Genomic DNA, 15,158 nt, shown 5'->3' with positions numbered 1-15,158 from the left:
CAAGTCCATAGGATTCACCTGGCAAATACTTTCGAGAAGCCGTGGCGTAATGCATGAACGGCACCGGAAATTATGTGTCCCGCTGAATTCATGGACACCCGCAATCCAGATCCGTCAGCGAACTGGGGTGTATATCCCAAATCTGTCATGCGGCGTTTGCTGACGATGAGCTCTATCGCCGCAACGCGCGATGTATCAAGATCCTCACGCCAGATGTCTATCCGGTCAGCGACGATCGGCGCGACCGCCATCTGATGCGTTTGCGCATTCTTTATGTATAGATCGTCTGTGCCGCGGGCATCCAGCATTCCGGCATGGAACTCCACGCCAAGGAACGCGCATAGCGCGCGAATTGCCTCGTCCGGTGAAGCGATCAGATCTTCGTATCGCAACAGATACAATCTCGTTGCATCGAGATACTTCGCTGCCTTTTGGTGACAGTCATAGGCACTCCGCCATTTCCAGGCGGCATACCCCACGCTGTCTCCATAGACTTTTCTGTAGCTTGGATGATTGAGGTGCGAATGCACAACCGCACGAGGGTCGCGGACGAGGTGAATGAACTTCGCCTGCGGGAAATCCCGGCTAATTCGCTTCATGCACCTGATATGCCCGGGGGTCTTCTCGCCGACAATGCGCTTTCCCTGCCCCGCGCGATAAGCGGTGAGGAATGCTGTCAGAATACTTCGCCACTCGGGCGGCATTGACCGCACAAGGCTTTGGAACTCGTTCCAATCGATCTGTTCCCCCCGGACATGCTCCCACCGGTCGATTCGATCGACAATCTTCCTGAACGAAGATTGCGTAAGCGGGCCGTGCCGCATGATGCTTGCGGGGCGGAATACGTTGTAGAACTGGGTCTCGGTGGGAATGCAGATATCCGGATGGGCGGAAAGAACGGAGCGCAGCATGGTAGTGCCGCAACGGCCGCTGCCGACGATGAAGAACAGATTCTGACGTGTTGCCTCGGTCTCGCTCATCGCCCCTCCGGCCCCAATTTCACTCAACGATTCCCGACAGCGGGCCGCAATTCCCGATGGAATTCACGTTCCCTCAATTGCGACCTTCTGCACGCGATGCGGAAAATCGCGCAAAATCTGTCCAGAATTCATGGCGCCTTTTACCCAATGTTACGGCAGAATAACCGGACGCTTCTTTCCAGTTCCGAACTGCACGGTCTCGCTGCCACTCAATTGACTGGCTCCCTTTCAGGGCATGAAACAGTGCGGCAGGATCCGCGGAAGGCACCAGATCCGCAGCATCGAGCAGCTCCGGTGTACCGCCAACACGCGTCGCGATAACCGGGCATCCCCGGCTCATCGCTTCAATCACGGCGCGAGGCACACCCTCGCGCAAGCTCGGATGCACATAGACGTCAATCTCGTCCAGCCAGTTCATAACCGCCTCGCCGGCAGGCAGAGTGCCATCGAAATCCACTTGATCGGCAATGCCAAGCGCCTGTGCCTGATTGCGCAGGCTGGCCGGGTCACCACCGCCGAGTATCCGATACCGCCAGTCCACGCCGCTTTTCTTCAGAAGCGCCATTGATTCCAGCGCGACATGGATACCCTTGAAACGGCCGGTCAAGCTGCCGATTGTACCGAAAACGATCGGTCCCCGCGAACCGGCGCTCCGCTCCAGGCGAGCTTTCAGGACGGCCTCGGACGGGGTGTCGATTTCCACATTCGATCCCGAGAATGTCACAGCGCCTTCTTTAGCTGGGTAGCAGGCTTGCAAGTACTCTTTCGTAACATAAGAGACGTAGTCCGCGCGCTGCACCGCCCGCCGGGCCCGCCACTCCGAAAACGGGGCATATATCCGCCCGGTGATCTTGCCATGGTTGCTGAGCGCGTCGAGCGACCGCCCTCCAATGTCGCAGGCGAGCGGCTTCCCCAGACGATACGCGACTGACGTGGCAATCATGCCATTCTGGTTGGGTAGACGCACGATCACCGCATCAGCCGACAGGATGACCTTCCGGTAAATCTCGGCCGTCTTGAGCGTCTTCGTAATCTGTGCGAGCGGAGATGCAAGGTTTGGTGCAAGTGTCACGCTCATTCGCGGATCGAGCCGTGTATGTACTTTTCCGCGATGAGCTTCACCGGCCGCCCGGCCGACGAGAACCACCTCGTCGAAATACTTCAGATAGCGCTCTCCTGTCTCGGGCCCCGCCGGACCCGCCGAGTACCAGATATCACCGTCCTGGAAGAACCGCCGGCTGACTATGACTGCCGCCCTCATGCCCGACCTCGCCCGCCATGCAGTGCGAACAACTCGTCTACGCGGCGCGTTTCATGCCTGAGATCTTCTGTTATTCGAGCGATCGCTTCATCGGACACCGGTCTTGCATCAAGCCGGCGGCCGAATACTACCTTGATAATCAGGTTCTTGAGGCCGGCGTATTGCGTTAGTCCCATCTTTCGCGCCAGGGCGGCGGATTTCTTGAAAAACCGCTGCATGCCGGCGGAGCGATGCATCCATCCTGAATTGTATGCGGCGAAGTCAGTGCGGTGATCTGGAGAAAGACCGAGAAACCGCAAACAACGTGCATACTCCGCTGCCGGATCGGCGCTCATATCTTCGAGCCGGATGTGGAGAACATTCTCTGGTTTCACCCAGCCATACAATCGATCAAGCAGCGAACCGAGCGAGCATGCCCGCCTGTAGTCGGTGAAGACCGGTTCGGCATCCGAACCGGTTCCCATGCCGGAAGCATCGGACGACTGACACCATGCATCAAGGAGGTCGGTTCGGCTTTCATAAAGCTTGTTACGATTGTGGAAGAACAGTGCGACGGCCATCGTCACCGGATCGCGCGTCAACACGATGAACCGGGCATCGGGATATTGGTCGATGATCGCTGGTATTGCCCTGTCGGATCTAAGATACCATGTCGATCCCTCGGCATGGAACTGCACCTCATCCGTGGCCGACTCGAAAAGCCGTGCATAGCGAACGGGGTCTGCTACCGGCCTGTTGCGCAAATCCGTCGCATAGAAGTGAGGCTCCTTGATTGCACTGAAATGAATGGCCGGATGCCCAGCCAGCCAGTTTGACAGTGACGTCGTGCCACACTTTGGGGCGCCGATGATGAAAAGCCGCTTCATGTCGTCACATCTCGTTTTCGGTGGAACCTCGGACTTCGCAACGCGCTATAGTCGATCAATCAGCCGTTGCCGGTCCCGACCAACGCTGTCCTGCCGCTCCGTTACGCTTGAGTTTCCATCGAACCCTGTTGCCGCGCGAACCTGATTTGAGCGCGGAAATGACTGCAAGCGCTGCCGCTATGAAAATCCAGAACATAGTTGTCCGCAAACCCTGGTGCGTCAGAGAATAGGTGAACGGCACCATCAATATCAGAAAGGGGAAAAGCCCACCTTTCCGTAAAACATAGACATGGAAATACAGGTAGACGAAAAGCCCGAACAATCCATAGGAGAAGAGGATTGTGCCAATGGACGAGTGTATTTCCTGCCGGTGCTTGATATCGAAGCGATGGCGCCCCGATTCCCCTGCACCAAAAATTGCAAGATGCGGCAATTCGATGATACGGGAATAGCCTCGCCGCACACCGACGTCATCGATCTTGCCTTGCGCGCGATCCATGGTCATGCGCGTTTCAAATGACTCCAGAAAGCGATCGTTTCGAACGACATAACTGCTCGCCGCAGCCAACCCGACCGCAGCCAATGTAACGGCGACGAGAACCTCCTTCACGCTCCCCTTCCACAAAAGAAGGAAAGCGAGAAAGCTCGCGAGAAGAAGTGCGGCAAGCGCAGTCATCGACAAGCTGATCAGCACAATCCACGAGAAGAAAAAGTAGCATGCCAGAAACTGCAATCGGGATATCTTCCCCGCATACAGGAGAAGCAACGCAATGCTGAGGAGACACAGTGAAAAATATGCCGGCTGATTTGGATTGTTGAAGCCGAGCATCTGACGAATTCTGGAAGCGTCATAGAACAACAGATATTGAACAAGGATTGAACCAAGCGCGAAAAGAAGCATCAACCGCACGGTACGGAAAAAGAAATTGGGGCACCGCGTATAAAGCATCAAGATCGCGACGAATGCCGCGATGTTGTAGACGTAGTACATCGCAGGCCGCAACATGTCAGGATCGGCGATCAGTAGTGTCCAGACACCCGAGATGAAAACGCAGTATATGGCAAGCGCCGCAAATAGGCCTATTATATCGGCGAACTGCTTCGGAATCCTGGCCGCCGTCAACATCACCAATGTGCCAAGAGCAAGAACGAAATCCGCTGGCTGAGGCAGGCCACTGTCAAAGACATATATGGAGCCAGTCGCGGCATATATGACGAGACAGGCTGCGAAAAATATATCTCTCTTTTGGCGGCGCTCCGGCACGGCAGGTTCTGACGTTGCGCGGGAAGCAGAGTCACTGTGCTGCATTGCGTGCCTCCGCCGCTGCGGTCAATACCGTCAACGCCTTCTGAAAAAGAATTCTATCGGCTTCGAACTCTCCAAGCAGGCGTATACGGACGTCTTCCGCAAGCGGCGCTTTGGGTCGCGCTGTTTCATTGAGTCTGGCCAAACCGAAGCCCTTGCGCAGCCCCATTTTGCTGCGCCAACGCCCGGCAATGCGGATGAGGCGCTGAAGAATACGGCTTCGATGCCCGCGAGCTTGATTCAGCACGGAAAAGTCCGTTCGGCCATCATCCTCAAGCCCGAGAAAATCCAGTGCTTTCAGATATCCAGCTCGAGGGTCCTCTTGCATGCCCTCAAGCGTCAGATGAAGAACTTTGGCGGGATCGGCCAGCAACAGCAGACGGGTGAGTTGCTCTCCGAGCGAGCATGCCTGCCGGTATTGCAACACCGCCGGCTCAACGCAACTCGCTGGAATTGCTTTGCCTTGGCATCTTTCAAACTGGAGCTCCCAGGCCCGCGGGAAATCCGGTTCATCTTCATTCAGCACACGCAGATTGTGATGATGAAGAGAGCGCGCCATCTCTATCGGGTCGCGGGTCATCACAATAAACCGTGCGTTCGCATTCCAATCCAGGATACCCGGCACAGCCTTCTGCGATACAAGATACCAGGTTGATGCCTCACCTATCGCAATGTGCTGCGGGCCCGCGCCGTCGAACAGCCGCTCGTAGTCGCTCGAAATCGGCACACTTCGGTTCTTCATATCGGTATTGAAGAAATGGGGCTCCTTGATGCGCGGCATGAACACCTTCGGATGGTGAGCCAGCCAATGCGCCAAGGCGGTCGTTCCGCATTTCGGTGCGCCGAGAATGAAGAAATTGGGCCGCTTCATCACCACACCTGTGAACTAACGTGACCGGAGTGGAAATGGCCGGGTTTCGGCCAGAGCCATATGTTAGAAAATGCCATTGGGGCGCTCACCGAAAACAACATCATCGACAACTTGAACCACAAATCCGCTTTCCCGCAATTTTTCCGCGACGACGGGGTGAGTGCATTGGCCTTCGCGTTCCGGCCCCCCGTCAACGGCGATCTTTCGGGTGATGGCAAGCGCCGCGGACGCGCCTTCAAGAACCTCAGGCTCCCACCCTTCAGCCTCCAGCTTGAGAAAGTCGATGCGGGACAATCCCAGTTCCTCAATCACCGAGTCGAGTGTCCTTGCCATGACGACGATTTCCTCGGCATTTACTTCAGGCCTGACAAATGACGAGTCTGCAGTTGACGACGCCTTGAAAAAGGTGAGCGAACCGGATCGATTGGAGAGCGCCACATCGAATGTTCTTACACCTTCAAGCCCTTCCACATTGTGCTTGAGGCAAAGGTATGGGGCCGGATCCGGTTCAAACGCATAAATCTTCGCGCCCGCTCTGCTTGCGGCAAGGGTGAACTCGCCAATATTGGCACCAATGTCGACAACGATATCGCCAGGCCGAACAGCTACATCACTATGCTGATACTTTGACAGAATCTTCGCGATGCCACGCGAAATTCCGTCTTTCCAAAGATACCTCGCCACACGGGTCCGCTCGCAGAAAAACAGTTTTCCGCCGTTCAACCTCCCCTCATACAAGCCGGGGGCGTGCCGAACGACCACCAATCCAGTGCGACGCCTGGCATCCATCAGCCCATATGCCAGTCGCATGGTCGGGAAGTAAAATGCGTCCGGCAACAACGCGATGATCCTGTCACGGAGCAAATATGCCCATGCGTACCCCTTGCGCGCAGATTGCCTTGCTTCAGATGTGCCCATCAGCTGTTCCTTTCAATTCGCGCGCGCCGGTCAGCGATTGACGGGCAATATTCTTTGGCCCCGGCGACAAATGCTGGATCGAGCATTCGGAACCGCTTTCGCCCGACAAACACTCGGCACGAATTGTGGCATTTGCCGCACCATGTTGACGATCCCCCGATCGTTTCATCGCCGCCACCTGCCGAATATGGAAGATTCGATCTGGAGACGGCGGCTTACGCAATGCCGCAGATACAGGTTCCATACAACAAGAGAGCAGAAAGTGGCGATGGCCGCACCTTCCATGCCGAATCTCGGGATGAGCGCGACATTCAGCAAAAGATTGAGGAGAGCCGCAAGCACAACACCTTTGAGCGTGTCGGTTTCGTGTCCTGTCATGTTGAGGAGCTGGACGACCGAACCCATTGCCGCATTGAATGCCTGACCACCTGCAAGTATCGCAAGCGCCAGAGCCCCCGAACGAAACGGATCACCAAAGACAAGCTTGAGCAGGAGATCGCCAAAGCCGAGGATCGCAAGAAACGGCAGCGTGGCAAGAATGACAATCACGCGCGCACTTGCCGTAACGAGCCTTTGCAGCTTGACCATGTCGCCTATTTGATAGAGGCGGGCAAACCATGGTTGCACGAGTTGATTGATCGCTTGCAAGCCGAAGATTACCAGAAGCGATATCTGGAAGGAGGCTCGGTATATCCCAACCTCTTCGTCGCTTCGCAACACGCCGAGCATTACAATATCGGCCTGATTGTTGATGATTTGAAATCCGGCAATCAACGACAATGGAATAACCGAGCGCAGCCAGACACGCCACATATCGGTTCGAGGGGGCGTGAACTTCATTTGAGGAGGACGAAGCTGCAAGAGCATGGCAGCCCCCGCGACAAAGGCCACCGAGGCGGCCGATACATAAAGTGTCATGATCAAAACCGGGTCTGACAATGCCTCAAGAGGCAGTATCAGCCAGGCAATCCCGACAAGTATCAGCAAAGTCAGAGGACGGATCACACTTTCCGGCAATTGCCCATAGATCACATGACGCAGACCACGCAGGCTTGCCGCCCGGATGTGGGCGAGTGCCAGCACCGGCACAAGCAATGTGGCGATGGCAAGAACGGAGGTCCTGTCAGTCGGTTCTTGGATCGAGATCGCCACCCCGACGGCGGCGGCGAGGAGTACCGACAGAACCATGACGAGCCTGTTAGCCCACTGCCAAAGTCCGCGCATTCTCGCCCAATCCTCTTCGGCATGCGCACGGGCCGTCTCGCGAACGATCAACTGCGGCAAGCCTGCCTGAGCCGGAAGGGCAGCCAGCGTCACGATTGCCAAGGCAAAGGCGTAGATTCCATAGCCGTCCGGCCCCATGAGCCGCGCAAGCGTTACTGCAACAGCGAATACGAGAAGCGTATGCGCCAACTTGATGGCGAGGCTTCCGACGCCGCCCTTGAACATCTTGTGCCGTATCAAGGCAAGCAGGCGATCACGCTTCACCATGATCCGGGCTCGCAATTTCCGGGGCGAGAGATAATGACCGGCGTGCCAGCTCGAAGCATTTGGCGAGGCTCTCTCATGTGACAATCCGAATTGCGATATGTCTTACCGCGCGTCGCCATTCACAGGCCGCGCCTTGTTCCGATCGACCGATACGCAGAGAGGCATGTCACCCCGCCCCCTCGCAGCGCACTTCCACCCAGGACATGAGCCCCGGCAAATTTCAGGTTGCACAATTTTCCGCATGCCTCGACTGGCGCACCCATGAAATTCGGCATGGCCGCGTCTTGCCCCCACGCGCCGGTCGTCGCTGCGCTGCAACACGAAGCAGATTAAGCAGCCAGCCGCGAGAGGAGCAAGCGCATATTGCCGCATGGCCGCTTCCGATGCGGAATGAAGAGATATATGCTTAACATGAAGAGCAACCATTCTTTCCGATCAACACTTGATACCGTGAATGGAACGGAGGCCAGAACCTGCAAGAAGCGGCGCATCGCATGAATTCCCCGGCTCCGTTTTTGGCAAGGCTCTCTTTTGGCGGCCTGATCCTGCTCCTCGCGCTCGCCCCCCTGCCGCTCGGCAGCAACAGGCCGATGCCGGCCGCACTTCTGGCCTGCGCCGCCGGTCTTCTGCTCGTCGTTCAGGCCGGCGCCATGCTTCAGGACGGCAGGGGCGGGATGATACGAATGACGGGCCTTGCAGGTCCTTTTACCCTGCTCGCAGCGGTGATCGTCTGGACCCTCATTCAGATGGCGCCAATGCCCATAGCGATGCTCGCTCATCCGATCTGGGCCGAAGCATCCGCCGCGCTTGGCGAAGAGCTTACCCCTCGCATCAGCATCGACCCTGCCGCAACGGGGGCTGCCTCGATGAATCTGCTCACCTATGTGGCGGTGTTCTTGCTCGCAATGGCCGCGACTGCCGACCAGGAATATGCCGCTCGGGCGCGACGCGCGATAGCGGCAATCGGCGCCGTCTATGCGGTATATGGCATCGCGAATTTCTTTATCGGCACCGGTTGGGCTCCCGGCCAATACATCTCCAGCCATCCGCAATCGGTGGTCGCTACATTCGTCAATCGCAACAGTTTTGCAACATTCGCAGGCCTCTGCCTGTTGTGCAGCTTCTCAATTCTTCTGGACCGGGTACGGCACATACTTTCGACGTCGAGGCGTTTCCGGCAGAAAGCAGCACTTGTCGTCGAGACATTGCTCTCGGAGGCCCGATGGACGAGCGCGGCAACGCTTGCTCTCATTGTCGCGTTGTTCCTGACAGCCTCCCGCGCTGGCATCGTTTCATCGCTCATCGCGATGTTCGCTCTGTTGGCCTTTCAAACCGGCTCCGGGCGAGGCAAGGGCCGGAGCGGAATCTTCGCATTGATCGCGCTTTCCATAGCAGGTGCAGGTTTCATTGCCGGCGGGGACCGGTTTGCGCACCGGATCGACAACTCCGGGTTCTGGTTTTCCGAAGATACACTTCGGCATGAAATATTCGTGACAACGCTGGAAGCGATCCGCTCCGTGCCACTCACAGGTACCGGCTATGGCACCTACGAGACGGCAATCGAAACCTATCGCGCGGGTGTTGGCGCGATATTCGACATCTGGCAGAAAACGCACAACACCTACCTCGAAAGCGCGGTAGAGCTCGGCCTGCCGGCCGCCCTGGCACTTCACGGCGCCATTCTATGGCTCGCCATCATCTGCTTTCTGGGGTTCCGCACACGCCGCCGCGGCCGCGCCTTTCCGGCACTCGGTGTTGCAGCGACACTTCTGGTCGGACTTCATGCACTGGTCGATTTCAGCCTGCAGATACCTGCCGTCGCACTTCTCTATGCGTTCATCATGGGGCTAGCCGTTGCCCAGGCCAATCCCGGCCATGTGCGACGCCCGAAGGCACGAGCAGCGTCCGGGTCAACGAAGGCGGCGGGGGACGGGCTCGCCTGAGAGCATCATGTGGTCAAATTGCTCCAGGTGGCGCGGGTTCAGCGCCATCACCTCCCTGAAGGCCGCCCGCGCAGCGTATCCTGAGTGAAGGTAAACATCGATGAGAAACGGCCGGAGGTCGTTGTTCAGCCAGAATGCTCCAACATACCGCAAGCTGTGATCTCTCATCTCTTCAGGCACCCGGTCCCAACGCTGCATCGTGATGCGAAACTGCATCAGCAACGCCGAGGCCCGCCGCGGCGCCGTCAGCCGCGCAAGGCGCAGCGCCGGCAGCGCCGATGACATGTCGCCGTCAATTTCGAGTCCCGCATCAGCATAAAGCGCCCAGCCAAAACCATCGGCAGGCGCGAGCCCGGCGTGAACGCGCAAATCGTCTCGCGCTGCGCGCTTCAAACAGGCCGGATTGCAACGTGGCTCGGCGCTTGCGCTGGTCTCGCCAGCATTTACATCGGCAAGCCGGAGCATCCGCCGCACAACAAGCGCGCGATCACGTCGAAAGCTGGGGTCATCGGACCGCCATTCAATGGCATGTCCATAGGCCACCTGCGCACTGTCAAGCCTCCCCTCCGGCACCGGTGCACCGGAAACCAGAGCGGCGCGCACATCGTCAAATGTCAGGACGTAGGCATGCGCAATGACACGCGGCGCGCCCATCAGCACAAGCGCCAATCCCAACACAAGCATCAGCAGGGCTACGGCACGGGAGACCCCCCGCGATCCGAGCTGTGCGCTAGTTGACATAGTACCGGCTGTACTTGCCGTAGTAGTAGCCGCCGTCGCCATAGCCGTATTTCGCCTGCTTCGCGGCATCGACGGCGACCAGGATCGCTCCGGCGATATTGCTCTGATAGAGGCGAAGTTCGCGAATGGCGGCCTGAGCGGCATCCTTCGGCGTATCGTTCCAGCGCACCACGAACACCGTCTCGTCGACGATCCGCGACAGGACGCGGCTGTCGGAGACCGGCAGCACCGGTGCGCTATCGAGCACGACAAGGTCATATTCGCCGCGCAGCCGCTCGATCAGAAGTTGCATCTGCGAGGATGCCATCAGATCCGGCGGGTTGGCGGTACCGGTCGCGATGGGAAGAATCCTGAGCGATGTCTTTTCATCCTCGATCATGACCGTTTCCGGATCTAGGCGCTCGGCCAGCAATTCGACCAGACCGGCGGTCGGCGTCGCAAGCCCGAACGTCTTGTGGACCGAGGGGTGACGCAGGTCGCAATCGACGAGTACAACCCTGAGCCCCGATGCGGCGGCGGCTCGTGCAAACGAAACCGAGGTCGTCGTCTTTCCCTCGCTCGGCAGCGCGGAGGTGAAGAGGATCACCTTTGGCGGATTGTCGACATTGGAGAGCTGCAGCGCGCTTCTGAGACTGCGGAGAGATTCCGAGAATGCCGAGAGTGGTTTCTGGACCAGATAGTCATGGGGTTTGAGCGGCTTGCCGCCTGGCCCCTTTTCGGCAGGCACGAGCGGGATCGATACAAGATGAGGAAGGGCAAGCGCCTCTTCCACATCGCGGGCAGTCGCCAGACCATTGTCGAGATGCTCGAGCAGGAAAGCGAGTCCGACGCCCAGAATTGCCGACAGAACCAGCGCAAGCGCAAACGAGAGACCCTTTCGCGGATGCGAGGGGGATATCGGCGTTGTTGCCAGTGAAATGACCCGGCTGTCCGGCACTTGCAAGTCCTGCTGTTGCGACGTTTCCTTGAAGCGATTGAGGAAGCTCTCATAGACGGCGCGGTTCGCCGCCGCCTCGCGCTCAAGCTCGCGCAGCTGGACCATGGCCTGCCCGCTCTCGCCAGTCTCACCGCGAATTTCGCGAAGGCTCTGCTCGAGCGAGGCAACACGGGTTTCGGCAACAGAGACATTGTTTTGCAGGCTGCCGATGATGCGGGTGATCTCCGACCCGATCTGGCTCTCGATGTCGCGGCGCTGCGCTTCGGCGTTCACGACTTCGGGGTGGCGCGGGCCATAACGCGAGGAGAGATTCGCAAGCTCACGGGCAAGCTCAGCCTGCTTCTGGCGCAGCTGGGAAATCGTGCCCGACTGGACCACATCCGCCATGCTCTCGATCGAGCCGCCTGAAGTGCGTATCTGGCGGGCGCGATCATATTTGGCACGGGCCTCCGCAAGCGCGGTCCTGGCCAGAATGAGTTGTGCATTGAGCTCCGACATTTGCTGTTCGGAAACGGTAACGCCGGAACTCGATTCCAGCCCTTGTTCCGCCCGGTAAATTTCCACGGCCCGCTCGGAATCCTGAACCTGCTGACGAAGCTCGCCAAGGCGCCGCGACAGCCACTCATTGGCCTGGCGGGTCGCATCGAACTTCGCTTCCAGCTGGTCGAGAATGTAGGTGTCGGAGTATGCGTTCGCAATCCGTGCGGCTTTTGCGGGGCGCTCCGAAATCACGTCGATATTGATGACATAGGTCAACCTTTGACGGCTGATGGTGAGATTGGCGAGCAGGCTGTTCACCACCGCGTCCCGCTCTGCCCTTGCCCGCATTTCGTCGTTCACCGGCGCGGGCGCTGCCGAAACAATCGCGAGCAGTTCTCCAAGCCAGACGCGCGGATCGAGCCAGCGCAGCATGGAGGGTTCCCTCAGCGCGCGGTTGAATTCTGGATCTTCCAAAAGGTTGAGCCTGTCGATCACTCGCTCGGCAAGCGCCCGGGACCGGAGAATCTCGACTTCGCTGTCCACCGTCGCCGAGTCGGAAGGCAGGCCCGACATGACGGCTTCCATGTCGGTCACCTGCATCTTCTGCCGGTCAAGCAACACCTGGGCCGTGGCGGTGTAAAGCGGGGTTTGCTGAAGAACGGCCACCATGACCAGTGCGGTCAACCCGAAGGTCACACCGAGGATCACACCCATCCGCTTGCGCAAGGTCAGGAAGAGCGCCTTGAGATCGAACTCGATAAATCCTTGTTCCTCGTCCGTAGCGCGACTCTCGTAAGAGGGCATCCCGCCACGGGAAGCGCCGCCCTGCACCGGTGCATTCATCGTCACATTCCTTAAAGCCCGAAACCTGCTGCCCGCCAAGCCTATTCAATTCATCTGGAAGCCACGGCACCAAGACAGCCCGAACCTTCCAGCCCTAAATCTAGCTCAACCAAAATCCTGCCGGGTTAACGGAGAGCCGAGAAACCGTTTCCCGGGAAACGAAAAGGGCAGCCGGTTCAACCTGCTGCCCTTTCGATCATTCTTTTCCCGGGCGCGACGTATCAGAGCGCGGCTTTCAGGGTCAGGCCGACTTCGTTGGTCGTATAGTCAAAACCCGCCACATTCGAATCGCGGTCCGTGTAATCGTAACCGAGCCGCAGCGAGAGGTTGCGATTGAGCAGATAATCGACGCCGAGGCCGGCCCGCATCACGTCATCGCTGCGGTTGATGCCCTCATAATCGCGATTGGCAAGGCTCACGCGACCGCCAAGAATGACATTCCGCATCAGTTCGTGGTCAATGCCCAGGCCCACCGAATTATCGGTGTAACCGGAGGCACCCGCGCTGATCGTTTCCTCAATCGAGGAGGCCGCCTCGAAGCGCACCGTGGTCAGCGGCGTCACGAACCAGTCGACGCTGGCGCCGAAGGCCAGACCGTCGATCTCCGGCAGCGTCGGATCGTCATAGTCCTGGGACTGATAGCCCACATAGACACCGCCCTGCGCAAGGTTGGTCAGACGGAAATCCGCACCCGCCACAATCGAGTAACCATCGGAGTCGCGGTTCAGCGCCACGACCGGCGGCTGCTGGTCATACTTGCGCTGGTTGAGCGTGCCCTGAACATAGACATTGGTATCCGGCGAAACGTCATAGCCGAGACGCAGGAACTGCGTGAACTGCTCGCGATTGCGGAAGTCCTGATTGAGGGTACCGCCACCGAGGAGCGGCACCGTGTCGAAATCGTAATCCGCATAGGTCGCACCGATCCGCGAAGTCACGCGGTTGAAGCGGTGGCTGAAAGCGACATTCGCCTGGAACACCGAATATTCAGTGGGCTCTGCCGCATTGCCGATGGCATTCGGCGCGCCACGATCTTCATGGAGCTGCGCATAGGAAAGGCCGGCGGAAATATTCGTGTCCCGCGTGATATCGATCCGGCCATCCGCGCCGACATCCCAGTCGAGGCGGTCCTCGTCATTGTTATCGGCATAGAGCTGCTGGGCGAGGCCCGCGCGAAGGTTCAGCGAATGACGGCTCCAAGTCGAAACCGCCGAAACGCGCGCACCAAGCGTCGTGATGAAGTCGCTCTCGGTGTTCGTATCCGTCGCATAGATATTGTCGCTATAGGTGCCGGTGATGGACGCTTCCGGGAAAACCGTAAAGGCACCTGCCCGAACACCTACCGCGTCATAGCCCGGACGCGCACGGTCACGGACGCTGACATTGCGATCATCGGCAATCTCTGCGGTCTGCGCCGAAGCGGTTTGAATGGGGGCTGCATAAATCGCTGTCACGGCAATCGCCGCGATCATCGCCCTGGAAACCATGGAAGACATCGATCATTCCCCTTAACAAATCTGAGTTTTGCGCCCCACCCAGGGCAACTGCTGCTGCAAATACCCGCCCGGCAAGTCCTTGACGTCCGTCACAACGGCGAACGCAACAAAGGTTTCAGGCGCCGGGCTAACCCGGCGCCCGGATGTTCTATCAGTTCGGGCTCACCGGCGTTTCCGGCGTCGAGTCCTGCTGCTGTTGCTGCTGTTGCTGCTGTTGCCGCAGGATCGAGGCCGTCCGTTCCGCATTGCCCTCGGCAACGGCTGCCTGAAGCACCGTATCGCCCGACGCCTCGACCTTGGCCTGCATGTTCGCGGCCGCAGTCGGATCGGTGAGGCCGATAAGCGCAATCGCTGCGCCGAGCCCCTTGCCGCCAGCAACCTTCATCTCCGGATCGGTCGTCGGCCGGGTGAGCACACTGATCACCGCGTCGGCCGCGAGTTCCGGGTCGCCGGAGGCGATCACATATTCTTCGATAGCGGCCGCGAAAGCATCCGGGTCACCTGCATGGGCAATCAGGAGAGCTTCGATATCCGCTTCCATGGCCTGCAGGCTCCCGGCCTCCTGGGCGACAGCATGCGGGGTGGCGACAAAGGCGGGTGCCATCGCAACTGCGACTGCAAGGCAGAGCGCCGAAAGGAACTTCTTCATACTGAATCTCCCCGATTGAGGCCGGCATGCGAAGCTGCCATGTGCACCGCCCCCGAAATTTCATCATTAGTCCCGCTGCTTCCGCAGATGGGCAATCATCCCGCAGCGAGGCTCACGGGGCGGCAGCCCAACTTAGACACTTCCCCGGCCATCCGAGCGGCCAGAATGACCAAGGCCGACACCCGCACATCGCGAACGGCAGAACTGTCAACACTGTAATGCCAAAAGGATGACTCTGGCATGTGAATTTTTTGGTTAACAAATGGTTTCCGTCGCACGTTGCATAAATACATCGCCGCTAATTCTAAAATGAAACAGTGAATTTTGATTCTGGCGAATGACGGCGATTACTTCGCTTGATTCATTCGCAAGCACC

12 protein-coding genes are annotated in these 15,158 nt (G+C 58.4%); 1 reads left to right on the top strand and 11 read right to left on the bottom strand.

Features of this window, described 5'->3' with window-relative positions:
- Nucleotides 1-14: 14 nt before the first annotated feature.
- The 7 genes from ACK4FH_RS07375 to ACK4FH_RS07345 all read right to left on the bottom strand — a co-directional run bounded on the left by ACK4FH_RS07375 (nt 15) and on the right by ACK4FH_RS07345 (nt 7,693).
- Nucleotides 15-980, bottom strand: coding sequence for a sulfotransferase family protein (locus tag ACK4FH_RS07375; RefSeq protein ID WP_409812275.1), 966 nt, complete (start codon nt 978-980; stop codon nt 15-17).
- A 73-nt stretch (nt 981-1,053) separates the two neighbouring features.
- A complete protein-coding gene (locus ACK4FH_RS07370; RefSeq protein ID WP_409812273.1) occupies nt 1,054-2,241 on the bottom strand; it encodes a glycosyltransferase in 1,188 nt (395 codons plus the stop codon).
- Nucleotides 2,238-3,107 carry a sulfotransferase family protein gene (locus ACK4FH_RS07365; protein WP_409812271.1) on the bottom strand — a complete coding sequence of 290 codons (870 nt, stop codon included), beginning with the start codon at nt 3,105-3,107 and terminating at the stop codon, nt 2,238-2,240. The genes ACK4FH_RS07370 and ACK4FH_RS07365 overlap by 4 nt, the downstream gene beginning before the upstream one ends.
- Before the next feature lie 55 nt (nt 3,108-3,162).
- Nucleotides 3,163-4,416: a hypothetical protein gene (locus tag ACK4FH_RS07360; RefSeq protein WP_409812269.1), complete on the bottom strand. Its 1,254-nt coding sequence runs from the start codon at nt 4,414-4,416 to the stop codon at nt 3,163-3,165.
- Nucleotides 4,403-5,284 (bottom strand): sulfotransferase domain-containing protein, encoded by an 882-nt coding sequence (locus ACK4FH_RS07355; RefSeq protein WP_409812267.1) that lies wholly within the window; start codon nt 5,282-5,284, stop codon nt 4,403-4,405. Before ACK4FH_RS07355 ends, ACK4FH_RS07360 begins: the two co-directional genes overlap by 14 nt.
- 63 nt (nt 5,285-5,347) lie before the next feature.
- Nucleotides 5,348-6,202, bottom strand: a complete 855-nt coding sequence (locus ACK4FH_RS07350) for an FkbM family methyltransferase (RefSeq protein ID WP_409812265.1) — start codon at nt 6,200-6,202, stop codon at nt 5,348-5,350.
- Between the two features lie 165 nt (nt 6,203-6,367).
- The gene (locus ACK4FH_RS07345; RefSeq protein WP_409812263.1) at nt 6,368-7,693 is read right to left on the bottom strand and encodes a flippase; all 1,326 of its coding nucleotides are present in this window, start codon (nt 7,691-7,693) and stop codon (nt 6,368-6,370) included.
- 494 nt (nt 7,694-8,187) lie between these two features.
- Between ACK4FH_RS07345 and ACK4FH_RS07340 the strand changes: the two genes are divergently transcribed.
- Nucleotides 8,188-9,636: an O-antigen ligase family protein gene (locus tag ACK4FH_RS07340; RefSeq protein ID WP_409812261.1), complete on the top strand. Its 1,449-nt coding sequence runs from the start codon at nt 8,188-8,190 to the stop codon at nt 9,634-9,636.
- Here ACK4FH_RS07340 and ACK4FH_RS07335 read toward each other — a convergent pair.
- From ACK4FH_RS07335 to ACK4FH_RS07320, 4 genes are all read right to left on the bottom strand, one after another.
- Nucleotides 9,604-10,305, bottom strand: coding sequence for a hypothetical protein (locus ACK4FH_RS07335; RefSeq protein WP_409812259.1), 702 nt, complete (start codon nt 10,303-10,305; stop codon nt 9,604-9,606). The two genes, ACK4FH_RS07340 and ACK4FH_RS07335, sit on opposite strands and share 33 nt — an antisense overlap.
- Nucleotides 10,306-10,366: 61 nt before the next feature.
- Nucleotides 10,367-12,637: a GumC family protein gene (locus tag ACK4FH_RS07330; protein ID WP_409812257.1), complete on the bottom strand. Its 2,271-nt coding sequence runs from the start codon at nt 12,635-12,637 to the stop codon at nt 10,367-10,369.
- Nucleotides 12,638-12,858: 221 nt separating this feature from the next.
- On the bottom strand, nt 12,859-14,133 hold the full coding sequence (locus ACK4FH_RS07325) for an outer membrane beta-barrel protein (protein ID WP_409812255.1): 1,275 nt from the start codon (nt 14,131-14,133) through the stop codon (nt 12,859-12,861).
- A 151-nt stretch (nt 14,134-14,284) separates the two neighbouring features.
- Complete coding sequence (locus tag ACK4FH_RS07320) at nt 14,285-14,782, bottom strand: hypothetical protein (RefSeq protein ID WP_409812253.1); 498 nt, start codon at nt 14,780-14,782, stop codon at nt 14,285-14,287.
- Between the last annotated feature and the right edge of the window lie 376 nt (nt 14,783-15,158).

The sequence above is a fragment of the Parvibaculum sp. genome (assembly GCF_046297875.1).
Taxonomy (GTDB): Bacteria; Pseudomonadota; Alphaproteobacteria; order Parvibaculales; family Parvibaculaceae; genus Parvibaculum.
The sequence above is the reverse complement of the archived record's forward strand: the minus strand, read 5'-3'. Positions and strand labels throughout refer to the sequence as shown.